The organism is Allobosea sp. 10L417 (genome assembly GCF_056395485.1).
On sequence record NZ_JBFTJP010000006.1, the window covers coordinates 255,765 to 269,053 of the forward strand.

Sequence of the window (13,289 nt, forward strand, 5' to 3'; positions counted from 1 at the left end):
CAGCCGCCGCGCTCTTCTTAGCGTCATTTCGTGGTCGCCGCATCGAGAGCGAGGTTCAGTTTCAGCACGTTGACGACGGGCTCGCCGAGGATGCCGAGCTGGCGTCCCTCGACATGGCCCGCGATCAGATTGCGCAAATCGGCCTCGCTCAGGCCGCGTGCCTTTGCGATACGCGGCGCCTGGAAATGGGCCGCCTCCGGCGAGACATGCGGATCGAGCCCGCTGGCCGAGGTCGTCACCAGATCCATCGGCACGGCGGCCTGCGGGTTCTCCTGCTTCAGCGCCACGACATCGCCCTTGATGCGCTCGACCAGCTTGGGATTGGTCGGGCCGAGGTTGGAGCCCCCGGAGCCGGCGGCATTGTAGGGCGCATCGATGGTCTTGCTGCTGTCGTTCGGGTCTGCGCCGACCGTCGCCGAGGGCCGGCCATGGAAATAGCGCTCGCCGGTGAAGGACTGGCCGATCAGTTCGGAGCCGATCACCTTGCCCTCCTTTTCGATCAGGCTGCCATTGGCCTGGCGCGGGAACAGCGCCTGGGCGAGGCCGGTCATCGCCAGCGGATAGGCGAGGCCGGTGATGGCGGTGAGCGCGACGATCATCACGATCGCGGGGCGGAGTTGCTTCAGCATGGTTCAGATCCTTCAGATCAGGCCGACGGCCGTGACGGCCATGTCGATTGCCTTGATGCCGATGAACGGGACGACGATGCCGCCGACGCCGTAGACCAGCAGGTTGCGCGAGAGCAGCGCCCCTGCGCCGACCGCCCGGTACTTCACGCCGCGTAGCGCGAGCGGGATCAGCGCGACGATGATCAGCGCGTTGAAGATGATCGCGGAGAGGATCGCGCTCTGCGGCGTGGCGAGCTGCATGAAGTTTAGCGCGCCGAGCTGCGGATAGAAGGCGATGAACATCGCCGGGATGATGGCGAAGTATTTCGCGATGTCGTTGGCGATCGAGAAGGTCGTCAGCGCGCCGCGCGTCATCAGGAGCTGCTTGCCGATCTCGACGATCTCGATGAGCTTGGTCGGATCGCTGTCGAGATCGACCATGTTGCCGGCCTCGCGCGCGGCGACCGTGCCGGTGTTCATGGCCACGCCGACATCGGCCTGCGCCAAGGCCGGCGCATCGTTGGTGCCGTCGCCGCACATCGCGACGAGCTTGCCCTTGCCCTGCTCCTCGCGGATGAGCGCGAGCTTGTTCTCAGGGGTCGCCTGGGCGAGGAAGTCGTCGACGCCCGCTTCGGCTGCGATGGCGGCAGCGGTCATCGGGTTGTCGCCGGTGATCATCACCGTGCGGATGCCCATGCGGCGCAACTCGGCGAAACGCTCGCGAATGCCACCCTTGACGATGTCCTTGAGCTGGATGACGCCGAGCAGCCTGCCGTCGCGCGCCACCGCTAGCGGGGTGCCCCCCGTCTTGGCGATCTCCTCGGCGATGGCCTGCACCTCGCGCGCGGCCTCCCCGTCTCCGCCGGTGGCACGCACATGGGCGAGCACCGCATCGACCGCGCCCTTGCGGATGCTGGAGCCGTCATGGTCGACGCCGCTCATCCGGCTCTGCGCAGTGAAGGGCACGAAATGAGCGTTGAGCCCGACGAGATCGCGCGCCCGGATGCCGTGCTGCTCCTTGGCAAGCACGACGATGGAGCGACCTTCCGGCGTCTCGTCGGCGAGCGAAGCGAGCTGCGCCGCATCCGCCAGATCAAGCTCGTTCACGCCTTTGACCGGCCTGAAGGCCGTCGCCTGGCGGTTGCCTAGCGTGATAGTCCCGGTCTTGTCGAGCAGAAGCGTGTCGACGTCGCCAGCCGCCTCGACGGCGCGGCCGGACATGGCGAGAACGTTGAAGCGCACCAGCCGGTCCATGCCGGCGATGCCGATGGCCGAGAGCAGCGCGCCGATGGTGGTCGGTATCAGCGTCACGAACAGCGCGACGAGGACGATGACGGGAATGGCGCCGCCGGCATAGCTGGCGAAGCTCGGGATCGTCGCCGTCGCCAGCACGAAGATCAACGTCATGCCGGCGAGCAGGATGTTGAGCGCGATCTCGTTCGGCGTCTTCTGCCGCTCGGCGCCTTCGACCAGCGCGATCATGCGGTCGATGAAGGTCGAGCCCGCGGTCGCGGTGATGCGCACCCGGATCCAGTCCGACAGGACCTGCGTGCCGCCGGTGACGGCTGAGCGGTCACCGCCGGATTCGCGGATGACCGGCGCCGACTCGCCGGTGATCGCAGCTTCGTTGACCGAGGCGATGCCCTCGATCACCTCGCCATCGGAGGGGATGATGTCGCCGGCCTCGACCAGCACGACGTCATTGAGCTTCAGGCTCGGCCCCGGCACCAGCGTGTATTTGCTGCGGTCCGCGCTACTGAGCAGCTTGGCCTGCGTTTCCGCCCGCGTACGGCGCAGCGAATCCGCCTGCGCCTTGCCGCGCCCTTCGGCGACGGCTTCGGCGAAATTGGCGAACAGCACCGTGAACCAGAGCCAGAGCACGATCTGGAAGGAGAAGCCGAGATGGGCAGCGCCAGCGAGCCAGTCGCGCAGCAGCAGGATCGTGGTCAGCGCCGAGACGACGGCGACGACGAACATTACCGGGTTTCTGGCAAGGCTGCGCGGATCGAGCTTGCGGAAGGCGCCGCCGAGCGCCGGGACGAGAATACGGGCATCGAGGATGCTGCCGGACCTGGGATGACTCATGACGAAAGCTCCGTCGTGGCCTGCGAGCGGGACCCTTTCGGGTCAGACCGCGGCAAGCAGGAAAGAAAGGGCCTGGAAGACGATGGCGATCAGGAGAACCGCGATCGTCGCTCCGCAGATGAGGGTGGAAGGGCGAGGTCCCGTTTCGGTGCGCATGACACCCTCCTCAGAAGCTCTGGCCGGCCAGCATCGCGAGATGCTCGACGATCGGGCCGAGCGCGAGCGCCGGGAAGAAGGTCAGGCCGCCGACGATGATGATCACGCCGGTGAGCAGCCCGATGAAGAGCGGCCCATGGGTCGGGAAGGTGCCGGCCGATTCCGGCACGGTCTTCTTGGCCGCGACCGAGCCGGCCAGCGCCAGCGCCGGGATGATGACGAGGAAGCGCCCCATCAGCATGGCCACGCCGATCGTCAGATTGTACCAGACCGTGTTGCCGGAGAGCCCGGCGAAGGCCGAGCCGTTGTTCGCAGCCGCCGAGGTATAGGCATAGAGCACCTCGGAGAAGCCGTGCGGGCCGGCATTGGCGATCGAGCCGACGGCGTCCGGCAGCACGATGGCGACGGCGGTGAAGCCGAGCATGGCGAGCGGCAGGCAGAGCACGGCGAGCATCGCCATCTTGACCTCCTTCGCCTCGATCTTCTTGCCGAGATATTCCGGCGTGCGCCCGACCATCAGCCCGGCGACGAAGACGGCGATGACGACGAAGAGGATAATGCCGTAGAAGCCGGCGCCGACGCCGCCCACGATGATCTCGCCGAGCATCATGTTGATCAGCGGGATCATCCCGCCGAGCGGCATCAGGCTGTCATGCATCGCATTGACCGCGCCGCAGGAGGCGGCCGTGGTGATGACAGCGAACAGCGCCGAGAGGCTGATGCCGAAGCGCGCCTCCTTGCCTTCCATATTGCCGCCGTCGAGTCCGAGCGCCTGGACGAGCGGATTGCCGGCCGCCTCCGCCCAGTAGCAGACGACCACGCCCGCCACGAACAGCAGGCCCATCACCGCCAGGATCGCCCAGCCCTGCTTCTCGTTGCCGACCATGCGGCCGAAGACATTGGTCAGGGCCGCCCCGATCGCGAAGATCGCGACCATATGGATCAGGTTGGTGAAGGCCGTCGGATTCTCGAAGGGATGGGCCGCATTGGCATTGAAGAAGCCGCCGCCATTGGTGCCGAGATGCTTGATCATCATCTGCGAGGCGACCGGCCCCTGCGCGATGATCTGCTGCGCGCCTTCCAGCGTCGTGGCGGCGGTGTAGGGGTTCAGGTTCTGCGGCACGCCCTGCCAGACGAGGACGAGCGTTCCGATCACGCAGATCGGCAGCAGGACATAGAGCGTCGCGCGCACGAGATCAGCCCAGAAATTGCCGATCGTCCAGACCGAGCGGCGCGCGAAGCCGCGGATTACGGCGACCGCGATCGCGATGCCGGTCGCGGCCGAGACGAAGTTCTGCACCGCCAGCCCCGCCATCTGGGTGAAGTAGGACATCGTGCTTTCGCCGGCATAGTTCTGCCAGTTGGTGTTGGTCACGAAGCTCGCTGCCGTGTTGAAGGCGAGATCGGCCGGCACCGCGCCCATCCCTGCCGGGTTCAAGGGCAACGCGCCCTGCAGCCGCTGCATCCCGTAGAGCACGAGGAAGCCCGCGAGGTTGAACAGCAGCATCGCGGCGACATAGGCCGTCCAGTGCTGCTCCTCTTTCTCATACGTGCCGGCGGCGCCGTAGAGCAGCCGCTCGACCGGGTGCAGGATCGGCGAAAGCAGCGTGCGCTCGCCTGCGAAGACGCGCGTCATGTAGCCGCCGAGCGGCCTGACGAGGGCAAGGACGATCCCGCAGTAGAGCAGGATCTGGATCCATCCGTTGAGGGTCATGGATGAGGTTCCGAATCTGAGGGGCCGCCGCCGTCAGAACCGCTCGGGGCGGATCAGCGCGTAGGTGAGGTAGGCGAGCAGGAACAGCGTCACCGCTCCGCCCAGGGCGTAATCCAGAAGCATCCCGGCCTCCCCTAGAGCGCGTCGCAGGCGGCGACATAGGCGAAGGAGAGCCCGAAGAAGACGAGCCCGATGGCGAGTACGATGGTGTCCATCATCGAATAACCCCGACGGTCTGGGCTGCCGGACCGACCGCCCGGCAGCGAGCACCGGTTCCATTGGGGCGGGACCGGCCGTTCGGGGCGAATATCGCGCCGAGGCCATAGCCGTTCGAGAGAAGGAGGCAGGCGCGGAAATAAAGATTTTATAGGAATTTTCCGACCGCCCGCGGCGCGAATATCAAACGCCGGAGCCGCGAAAAGCAGTCTGCCCTGCCGCGAACGCAGGGAAACCCTCTCGCCGGACCGCTTGTGAGCCACATGCACGCCGTGCCAGAAGCTGGCGCGAATTCGGGCAGAACGGCCCGTGCAGGAGGAAGCCTTCCATGAGCAACAGCAAGGACGTTTGGCGTCTGGTCGACGACAAGGCCCCGGCCTATTTCGAGCTCTCCGACCGCATCTGGCACATGCCCGAGCTGAACTATCAGGAGGTTCGCTCGGCCGCCGAGCATCGGACCATGCTGGAGCGCGAGGGTTTCCGCGTCACCACCGGCGTCGCCGGCCTGCCCACGGCCGTGGTCGGCGAGGCTGGCGAAGACGGCCCGGTCATCGCGATCATGGGCGAGTTCGACGCACTGCCCGGGCTGAGCCAGGAAGCCGGCATCGCCAGCGAGACACCGGTCGAGAAGGGCGGCAACGGCCATGGCTGCGGCCACAACATGCTGGGCTCGGCCTCCCTCCTCGCCGCCACGGCGGTGAAGGACTACCTCGCCGCCAACGGCATCAAGGGTCGCGTGCGCTATTATGGCTGCCCGGCGGAGGAAGGCGGCTCGGCCAAGGGCTTCATGGTGCGCGCCGGCGCCTTCGACGATGTCGATATCGCGCTGTGCTGGCACCCGGCCTCGTTCAACGGCGTCAACCGGCCCTTCTCGCTCGCCTGCGTCGAGATCGAGTTCACCTTCAGCGGCCGCGCCTCGCATGCCGCCGCGGCGCCGCATCTCGGCCGCTCGGCGCTCGACGCGGTCGAGCTGATGCATATCGGCGTCAACTACATGCGCGAACACATGCCTTCGACGGCGCGCGTCCACTACGCCATCATCAATGCTGGCGGCATCGCCCCCAACGTCGTCCAGGCCACGGCGACCACGCGCCAGTTGATCCGCGCAGCGACGCTCGCCGAGATGTGGGAGCTCGTCGCCCGCGTGAAGAAGATCGCCGAGGGCGCCGCGCTGATGAGCGAGACCACCGTGGCGATCAAGCAGCTGTCGGGCGATGCCAACCTCGTCGGCAACCGCCCGCTTGAGGAAGCGATGCAGGCCAATCTCGAGGCGCTCGGCGGTCCCGGCTTCGATGCCGCCGACCACGCCTTCGCCGCCAACTTCCAGAAGACGTTGAGCGCGCAGGACATCGCCGCCGCCTATGGCCGCTTCGACCTTGAGCCGAAGGACGGTGAGGCTCTGAGCGACGAGATCTACCCGCTCGGCGCCGGCAACGACACTTCGGTCGGCTCCACCGATGTCGGCACGGTGAGCTGGGTCGTTCCGACCGTGCAGTGCCGAACCGCATGCTATGCGGTCGGCACGCCCGGCCATTCCTGGCAGCTCGTCGCGCAGGGCCTCGCGCCCGCCGCGCATAAGGGCCTGGCGCTCGCCGCCAAGGCCATGGCCGGCGTCGCCGCCGATGTGCTGAACGACCCCGCCTTGCTCAAGGCGGCGAAGGACGATTTCGCGGCGTTCCGCGCCAAGAACCCCTTCGCCAACCCGATCACCGACGATGTCGAGCCGCCGCTCGACATGGCGGCACATTGACGCTGTTCCCAACGGAAATGCGCGATGCATGTGAGCAAATCCGCTCGATGACTTGCGCATTCGCTCTGCTGCGGGAAACAAGCGCCTCGTCACACCGCTCGGATGGGCGGGGCTTCCTGCCCCTCCCATCCGGCGGCTTTCTTTTTGTCGAAAGCAGGGGCCGATGAACCAGCCTGGCTTCTTCGAGATCATCGGCTTCGGCGCCAATGGCTGGGGCCCCGCCCTGCTGGCCGCCACCGGCATGACGATCGCCGTCGCAATCTGCGGCTTTGCGCTCGGCGCCATCATCGGTGCGCTCGGCGCCTGGGCCAAGCTCTCCGGCGGCCCGGTCACGCGCCGCCTCGCCGACGGCTACACCACCGTGCTGCGCGGCATCCCCGACCTGCTGGTGATCTACCTGTTCTATTTCGGCTCGAGCGCGGTGCTGACCCCGCTCGGCCGTCTCTTCGGCGCGACCGGCTTCATCAGCCTGCCCGGCTTCCTGGCCGGCGCACTCGCCATCGGCTTCGTCTCCGGCGCCTATCACACCGAGGTCTTCCGAGGCGCGTACCGCGCCGTCTCGCGCGGCGAGATCGAGGCCGCCATCGCCTGCGGCATGAGCCCGTTTCTGAGGCTCAGGCGCATCATCGCCCCGCTGGTGCTGCGCTATGCCCTGCCCGGCCTCGGCAATGTCTGGCAGCTCGTGCTGAAGGAAACGGCGCTGATCTCGGTCACCGGCCTGGTCGAGATCCTCCGCCAGGCCCAGATCGGCGCGGGCTCGACCCGCCAGCCCTTCACCTTCTTCTTCATCGCCGCGATCCTCTACCTCGTCATCTCCTCGGTGTCGGGCTGGGGGCTGCGCGCGGCCGAAACGCGCTTCACGCGTGGCCTCCGGAGGGCGTGATGGATTTCGCCTTCATGTATGAGACGCTGCTGACGCTGATCGGCGGCATCCCACTGACGCTGAAGCTCGCGCTCTCCTCGGTCGCCTGCGGCTCGGTGCTGGCACTGCTGCTGGCGTGGCTGCGAATGTCCGGCATCGCGCCGTTGGAATGGTTCGCGCGCTTCTACGTCTTCATCTTCCGCTCGACGCCGCTGCTCGTGCAGATCTTCATCATCTATTACGGGCTGAGCCAGTTCCGCGAGGTCCGCGCCAGCTTCGCCTGGCCCTTGCTGCGCGATCCCTATTGGTGCGCGCTGCTGGCGCTCTCGCTCAACACGGCTGCCTATGCCAGCGAGATCTTCCGCGGCGGGCTCCAGGCGGTGCCAGCCGGGCAGATCGAGGCGGCCCGTGCCGCCGGCATGACGCGCTTCCTGATGTTCCGCCGCATCGTGCTGCCGCTCGCCATCCGCCAGGCCCTGCCGGGCTATGGCAACGAACTCATCCTGATGATCAAGGCGACCTCGCTCGCCTCGATCATCACGCTGATGGAGATTACCGGGCTCGCCGCCAAGCTGATCTCGGAAACCTACCGCGCCATCGAGGTCTTCATCGTCGCCGGCGCGATCTACCTCGTCATCAACTTCGTCGTGACGCGGCTCGTCCAATACGCCGAATACCGGCTGACGCCGCATCTGCGCCCCGCCCCCGGCGCCGCCCCGACCATCGAATCCGGAGCTTCCGCATGAGCGCCGCCTCAGAACGCCCGCTGGCCGTCTCCGTCACCAATCTGCGCAAGACTTTCGGCTCGCTCGAAGTGCTGAAGGGCATCTCGCTGGAGGCGCGCGAGGGCGACGTCGTCTCGATCCTCGGCTCGTCGGGCTCGGGCAAATCGACCATGCTCCGCTGCATCAACATGCTGGAGGTGCCCGATAGCGGCGACGTCACCGTCGCCGGCGAGACGATCCGCCTGCAGCAGACGGCGAACGGCACGAGACCGGCCGATCCGCGCCAGGTCGACCGAATCCGGACCGAGCTCGGTATGGTCTTCCAGAACTTCAATCTCTGGTCGCACATGACGGTACTGGAGAACGTCATCGAGGCGCCCATCCATGTGCAGGGCCGTCCGCGCGCCGAATGCATCGAGGAAGCCGAGGCGCTGCTCGCCCGCGTCGGCATCGCCGACAAGCGCAACCACTATCCGGCGCATCTCTCCGGCGGCCAGCAGCAGCGCGCGGCCATCGCCCGCGCGCTCGCCCAGCGCCCGAAGGTCATGCTCTTCGACGAGCCGACTTCGGCGCTCGACCCCGAACTCGTCGGCGAAGTGCTGCGCGTGATGCGCTCGCTCGCCGAGGAAGGCCGCACTATGCTGGTCGTGACGCATGAGATGGGCTTCGCCCGCGACGTCTCCAGCAAGGTCGTGTTCCTGCACAAGGGGGTGATCGAGGAGGAAGGCCCGCCGCAGCAGGTCTTCACCGCCAGCCGTTCCGAACGCTTCCGCCAGTTTCTGGCGGGCTGAACTTCAGCCGCGCGCCGCTCGTGGCCGCATCATCAGGGAAGAGACCATGAAGACCATCGCAAAGCTGTTCGCGCTCGCCGCGCTCGGCGCCACCGCATTCGCCGCGCCCGTCCTCGCCCAGGCGCCGCAGAAGGTGCGCATCGCCACCGAAGGCGCCTTCCGTCCGTGGAACTGGACCGAGGCCAACGGCACTCTCGCCGGCTTCGAGATCGACCTCTACAAGGACCTCTGCAAGCGCGCGAACCTCGACTGCTCGATCGAGGCCCAGGCCTTCGACGGCATGATCCCGGCCCTCAATGCCGGCAAGTTCGACGCGATCATGGCCGGGATGTCGGTCACCCCGAAGCGCGAGGAGGCAATCCTCTTCTCGACCCCCTACGGCTCAACCGGCCAGACCTTCGCCGTCATCAAGGGCAGCCCGCTCGCCGACCTGCCGGACACCGGCAAGGTCTTCCATCTGGGCAATGACGAGGCCGGCGCGCTCGCCGAGATCGAGAAGCTGAAGCCCCTGCTCAAGGGCAAGATCATCGGCGTGCAGACCTCGACGATCAACGGCGCCTTCCTCGAGAAGTACTTCAAGGGGCTCGTCGAGATCCGCGAGTACAAGACCACCGAGCAGCACGACCTCGACCTCGCCGCCGGCCGCGTCGACCTGATCATGGCCTCGATGGCCTATCTCTCCACCGTCTCGAAGAAGGCGGGCAACGAGGACATGGTCGTGGTCGGCCCGCGCTTCCAGGGCGGCATCGTCGGCAAGGGCAGCGCCATCGGCCTGCGCAAGAGCGACACCGAACTCAAGGCCAAGTTCGACAAGGCGATTGCCGAAGCCAATGCCGACGGCACCATCAAGACGCTGGGCGAGAAGTATTTCGGCTTCGACGTCACGGTGCGCTGAAGCGCCTTATCCTGCGCGATCGTCCGATGCGGCGATCGCGCAGATCTTTTTTGAGTGAGCCTCAGCCGTCCTGCCGCCCGGCGATCTCGATGCGCATCGCCGGCTTGGTCGCCTTGAACTCGGCGACGGCCGCGGCCGAAAGATCGGAAATCGAACCCGGCCCGCGCGACATCGCCTGCAGGATGATGCGCCCGAGACGATCGCGCGCTTCCGCTTCAAGCTCCGCATCCGTGCGCGCGTCATAGTCCAGCGCGGCCCAGGCTCTGGCGAGCACGGCTTCTGCGACGAGAAGCTCCTGGGAATTCAGGACACCGGGAAAGCGGAAGTTCTGGGCGGGCATCATCGATTCGAGCATGGCGGCGCAACGGATATGGGGGCGGCGAGGTTCCCCACAAGGCGGGCGGAATTGCGGCCATGCCCTGAACACCCGCCGCAAGAACGGCATCACCCACAAAAACAACGAGCCGAGCATAGGCGAGGATATCGAACCCGGCTTCGACGCTGCTGCGGGCCCTGGCGGTGCAGGCCGGTCGCTAACCGACGCCGCAACACGGAGTAAATAAACAACAAGTCCAAATTGGACTTATTGTCCAAATTTGACTTGACCCCTCGGCCGCCCGGCCTCACAGATCAGGCAAACGCGCTGCCCTACGATAGCGGGGCTCGGTGCGGCATTGCCGGAGGCTCCCGTGAAGTTCGACATTTTCCAGATGGAGCGGAATCAGACGCTCTTCGAGAACGACGTCGAGATCAATCTGACCGAAAGCGGCGTCCATCCCTGGGCGATCGAGGATATTCTGGGCGAACAGGCGGCGCGCGACCTGCTCAAGCAGCCTCTCGGCTATGGCTGGACCGACGGCCGGCCGGACCTGCGCGCCAACATCGCCTCCTGGTATCCGGGCGCCACCGCCGCCAATGTGCTGGTGACCAACGGCTCCTCCGAGGCGACGATGATCGCGTTGATGGCGCTGTTCGAGCCCGGCGACGCGCTGGTCTTCGCCCTGCCTAACTTCATGCAGATCGACGGCCTCGGCCGCGCGCTCGGCTTCGACATTCGCCGGCTCGAACTCTCCGGCGAGAGCGACTGGCAGATCGACGCAGAGCAGCTCGCCGCGGTCGCTGCCGGCGCCAAGGCCATCGCCGTGACCAACCCGGCCAACCCGACCGGCAGCGTGCTTTCTGCCGCGAGCCGCGCCGTTCTCATCGAGGCCGCCGAGCGTAACGACGCCTGGCTCATCGTCGACGAGATCTACCGCGGCGGCGAGATCGACGGCGCGGAGACGCAGACGCTCTGGGGCAGCTACCCCAAGGTGCTCGTCACCTCGAGCCTGTCGAAATCCTTCGCCTGCCCGGGCCTCCGTCTGGGCTGGATCGTCGCTCCCGCGGAGGTCGTCTCCGCCGCGGCCGAGCGACAGGACTACACCACCATCGGCAGCGGCATCCTCAGCCAGATCCTCGCGGAAGAGGTGATGCGGCCGGAAACGCGCGGTCGCCTGCTCGCGCGCGGTCGCGATTTGCTGCGCAGCAATGCCGATCTCGTTGCGCAATGGATGGCGCAGCATAACGACTGGTCATGGCGGCGTCCTCAGGCCGGCGGCATGGCCTTCCTGCGCTATTCGCTCAACATGTCCTCGGAGGTCTTCTCGCAGAAGCTGCGCGAGGAAGAGAGCGTCTTCGTCGTCGCCGGAAGCTGGTTCGGCATCGAGAACCACATCCGCATCGGCATCGGCGTGCCGACCGAGGTGCTGCGGGACGGGCTGGCGCGGATGGATCGCTTTCTGGCGCGTCACAAGGGCTGACGAGCCTTTCCGCCTCGCCATCATGCTCGGGCTTGACCCGAGCATCTCCGAAGAAGACTCCCGTGCCTCACTGTCCAGAGATTCTCGGATCAAGCCCGAGAATGACGGCCGGAACGAGTCTTCAGCGCCCAATCCCCTCCAGCACCACCCGCGTGATCGCGATGTCCTGCACCGCGATCCCCGTGAGGTCGGCGATGGTAATGTCGTCGTCGGAGCGCCGCGCCGGCACGTCCCCCGCCAGCACCGCCCCCAGTTCGACGCAATCGCCTGCATCGATCAGCCCGACAGCCGCAGCGGCGGCGAACTCGCCATGGTCGAGGCTCTGCTCTAGCGAATCCGCGATCCGGATGTCGGCGAGCGCCACCAACGCGGTGTCCAGCTCCTGCTTTCCCGGCGCATCGGCTCCGAGCGCGGTAATATGCGTCCCCGGCTTGACCCAGTCGTCGCGGATGATCGGCGCAGCGGCCGGGGTCACGGTGATGAGCGCATCCGACTGTGCGCAGAGCGCTTCCAGCTCCGCCGCCGTCTCGACGACGATCCCCTCCCCGTCAAGATCGCGCCGCAACGCCTCCAGCTTTTCAGGCGAGCGCCCCCACACCGCAAAGCGCGGCTCGCGCTCCCGCAGCAGATGCGCAGCAGCGCGGATCTGGAAACGCGCCTGCGTGCCGGCGCCCACGATCCCGATCCGGCGCGCATCGGCCCGCATCCCCGCCCGCGTCGCGATGGCCCCGGCCAGCGCCGTCCTGAGATCGGTCAGCCAGCCCTCGTCCCGCAGGATGGCGACGACAGCGCCGGTCTCGGCCGAGAGCGCGATCATCATCCCGCTCGTCGTCGGCAGCCCCTTGGCCGGGTTGTCGTAGAACCCCGTCGCGATCTTCACGACGAAGATGGAATCGCCGGCGATATGGCCAAACTTGATATGGCAATCGCCATGATGCGCGGGGAAGCCGAGATAACCGACCGGCGGCATCTGCACCTGGCCGGCAGCAGCCGCCTTGAACCCCTCCTCCAGCGCGATGAAGGCCCGGTCGAGATCGACGGCGGCCTCGATCTCAGCGCGCGACAGGTCAAGCATCCGGGGCCTCGTTGGCCTGGTTGAGGTAGTTGTAGACGGTTGCGCGGGCGAGCCCGAGGATGCGCGAGATATAGGCGGCCGCATTGCGCCCACCGAAGGCGCCGTTGGCGGCGAGATCCGCCACCAGTTCGCGCTTCTCGGCCCGGCTAAGGCTGGTCACGGCAAGGCCACGGCTTTGCGTCCATTGCTGCACGAACTCGTTAATCCGCTCGTGCCAATCTTCCTTGAACAGCGCCTGCGGCTTCTCCACGCCGGCCGGTACAGTCGCCAGTGCGGACAGCGTCTGCATCAGCGCGTGGAACTGCGAGACATCGACATTGATGCAGAGCACGCCAATCGCTTTGGTTCCGGCCGAAAGCACGATGCTGATCGACTTCAGCCGCCGCCCGTCCCAGTTCACCTTCTCGTAGGGGCCGATGATCGTTTCGTCGGGATCGAAGCCGATCTCGTCGAGCAGGGACGGCTCGCCCAGCACGCGCTGCGAGAAATTCCCGGCGATATGCACGACGCTCTGCGACGCCAGGTCGTGCAGCACGACTTCGGCATGCGGCCGGAACAGCAGCGCCACCGCATCGCAGACCGGCAGATAGGGTGCGAGTTCCGGCGTCATGCG

13 protein-coding genes are annotated in these 13,289 nt (G+C 66.7%); 6 read left to right on the forward strand and 7 right to left on the reverse strand.

The features are described from left to right. Nucleotides 1–23 precede the first annotated feature (23 nt). The 4 genes from AC1DE3_RS17025 to AC1DE3_RS17040 form a co-directional block, all read right to left on the reverse strand. Nucleotides 24–629, reverse strand: coding sequence for a K(+)-transporting ATPase subunit C (locus AC1DE3_RS17025; protein ID WP_476780428.1), 606 nt, complete (start codon nt 627–629; stop codon nt 24–26). Nucleotides 630–641: 12 nt separating this feature from the next. Continuing rightward, a complete protein-coding gene (kdpB, locus tag AC1DE3_RS17030; protein ID WP_476780427.1) occupies nt 642–2,693 on the reverse strand; it encodes a potassium-transporting ATPase subunit KdpB in 2,052 nt (683 codons plus the stop codon). A gap of 166 nt (nt 2,694–2,859) precedes the next feature. Beyond that, entirely contained in the window at nt 2,860–4,563 is a 1,704-nt protein-coding gene (gene kdpA / locus AC1DE3_RS17035; protein ID WP_476780426.1) for a potassium-transporting ATPase subunit KdpA, read from the reverse strand. A 33-nt stretch (nt 4,564–4,596) separates the two neighbouring features. After that, entirely contained in the window at nt 4,597–4,686 is a 90-nt protein-coding gene (locus AC1DE3_RS17040; protein ID WP_476780425.1) for a K(+)-transporting ATPase subunit F, read from the reverse strand. Nucleotides 4,687–5,107: 421 nt separating this feature from the next. Here AC1DE3_RS17040 and AC1DE3_RS17045 point away from each other — a divergent pair, with 421 nt between their 5' ends. From AC1DE3_RS17045 to AC1DE3_RS17065, 5 genes are all read left to right on the forward strand, one after another. Beyond that, nucleotides 5,108–6,529, forward strand: a complete 1,422-nt coding sequence (locus tag AC1DE3_RS17045) for an amidohydrolase (protein ID WP_476780424.1) — start codon at nt 5,108–5,110, stop codon at nt 6,527–6,529. A gap of 163 nt (nt 6,530–6,692) precedes the next feature. Next, the gene (locus AC1DE3_RS17050; protein ID WP_476780423.1) at nt 6,693–7,412 is read left to right on the forward strand and encodes an ABC transporter permease; all 720 of its coding nucleotides are present in this window, start codon (nt 6,693–6,695) and stop codon (nt 7,410–7,412) included. Then, nucleotides 7,412–8,137 (forward strand): ABC transporter permease, encoded by a 726-nt coding sequence (locus AC1DE3_RS17055; RefSeq protein ID WP_476780422.1) that lies wholly within the window; start codon nt 7,412–7,414, stop codon nt 8,135–8,137. The genes AC1DE3_RS17050 and AC1DE3_RS17055 overlap by 1 nt, the downstream gene beginning before the upstream one ends. Then, entirely contained in the window at nt 8,134–8,907 is a 774-nt protein-coding gene (locus AC1DE3_RS17060) for an ABC transporter ATP-binding protein (protein ID WP_476780421.1), read from the forward strand. The genes AC1DE3_RS17055 and AC1DE3_RS17060 overlap by 4 nt, the downstream gene beginning before the upstream one ends. Nucleotides 8,908–8,953: 46 nt before the next feature. Continuing rightward, complete coding sequence (locus AC1DE3_RS17065) at nt 8,954–9,802, forward strand: transporter substrate-binding domain-containing protein (RefSeq protein WP_476780420.1); 849 nt, start codon at nt 8,954–8,956, stop codon at nt 9,800–9,802. A 61-nt stretch (nt 9,803–9,863) separates the two neighbouring features. Here AC1DE3_RS17065 and AC1DE3_RS17070 read toward each other — a convergent pair whose 3' ends face one another. After that, complete coding sequence (locus AC1DE3_RS17070; RefSeq protein ID WP_476797518.1) at nt 9,864–10,142, reverse strand: hypothetical protein; 279 nt, start codon at nt 10,140–10,142, stop codon at nt 9,864–9,866. Between the two features lie 349 nt (nt 10,143–10,491). Here AC1DE3_RS17070 and AC1DE3_RS17075 point away from each other — a divergent pair, with 349 nt between their 5' ends. Then, complete coding sequence (locus tag AC1DE3_RS17075; protein WP_476780419.1) at nt 10,492–11,601, forward strand: aminotransferase class I/II-fold pyridoxal phosphate-dependent enzyme; 1,110 nt, start codon at nt 10,492–10,494, stop codon at nt 11,599–11,601. A gap of 121 nt (nt 11,602–11,722) precedes the next feature. On the opposite strand, the gene AC1DE3_RS17080 is transcribed toward AC1DE3_RS17075, so the two are convergent. After that, nucleotides 11,723–12,676: a Rossmann-fold NAD(P)-binding domain-containing protein gene (locus tag AC1DE3_RS17080; RefSeq protein ID WP_476780418.1), complete on the reverse strand. Its 954-nt coding sequence runs from the start codon at nt 12,674–12,676 to the stop codon at nt 11,723–11,725. Continuing rightward, complete coding sequence (locus AC1DE3_RS17085) at nt 12,669–13,286, reverse strand: helix-turn-helix transcriptional regulator (RefSeq protein ID WP_476797521.1); 618 nt, start codon at nt 13,284–13,286, stop codon at nt 12,669–12,671. Before AC1DE3_RS17085 ends, AC1DE3_RS17080 begins: the two co-directional genes overlap by 8 nt. Nucleotides 13,287–13,289: the final 3 nt, after the last annotated feature.

What these genes read in the sequence shown, in the direction of transcription:
- AC1DE3_RS17025 (WP_476780428.1), bottom strand. Translation starts at nt 629, where the DNA reads ATGCTGAAGCAACTCCGCCCCGCGATCGTGATGATCGTCGCGCTCACC.
- kdpB (WP_476780427.1), bottom strand. Translation starts at nt 2,693, where the DNA reads ATGAGTCATCCCAGGTCCGGCAGCATCCTCGATGCCCGTATTCTCGTC.
- kdpA (WP_476780426.1), bottom strand. Translation starts at nt 4,563, where the DNA reads ATGACCCTCAACGGATGGATCCAGATCCTGCTCTACTGCGGGATCGTC.
- AC1DE3_RS17040 (WP_476780425.1), bottom strand. Translation starts at nt 4,686, where the DNA reads ATGCTTCTGGATTACGCCCTGGGCGGAGCGGTGACGCTGTTCCTGCTC.
- AC1DE3_RS17045 (WP_476780424.1), top strand. Translation starts at nt 5,108, where the DNA reads ATGAGCAACAGCAAGGACGTTTGGCGTCTGGTCGACGACAAGGCCCCG.
- AC1DE3_RS17050 (WP_476780423.1), top strand. Translation starts at nt 6,693, where the DNA reads ATGAACCAGCCTGGCTTCTTCGAGATCATCGGCTTCGGCGCCAATGGC.
- AC1DE3_RS17055 (WP_476780422.1), top strand. Translation starts at nt 7,412, where the DNA reads ATGGATTTCGCCTTCATGTATGAGACGCTGCTGACGCTGATCGGCGGC.
- AC1DE3_RS17060 (WP_476780421.1), top strand. Translation starts at nt 8,134, where the DNA reads ATGAGCGCCGCCTCAGAACGCCCGCTGGCCGTCTCCGTCACCAATCTG.
- AC1DE3_RS17065 (WP_476780420.1), top strand. Translation starts at nt 8,954, where the DNA reads ATGAAGACCATCGCAAAGCTGTTCGCGCTCGCCGCGCTCGGCGCCACC.
- AC1DE3_RS17070 (WP_476797518.1), bottom strand. Translation starts at nt 10,142, where the DNA reads ATGCCCGCCCAGAACTTCCGCTTTCCCGGTGTCCTGAATTCCCAGGAG.
- AC1DE3_RS17080 (WP_476780418.1), bottom strand. Translation starts at nt 12,676, where the DNA reads ATGCTTGACCTGTCGCGCGCTGAGATCGAGGCCGCCGTCGATCTCGAC.
- AC1DE3_RS17085 (WP_476797521.1), bottom strand. Translation starts at nt 13,286, where the DNA reads ATGACGCCGGAACTCGCACCCTATCTGCCGGTCTGCGATGCGGTGGCG.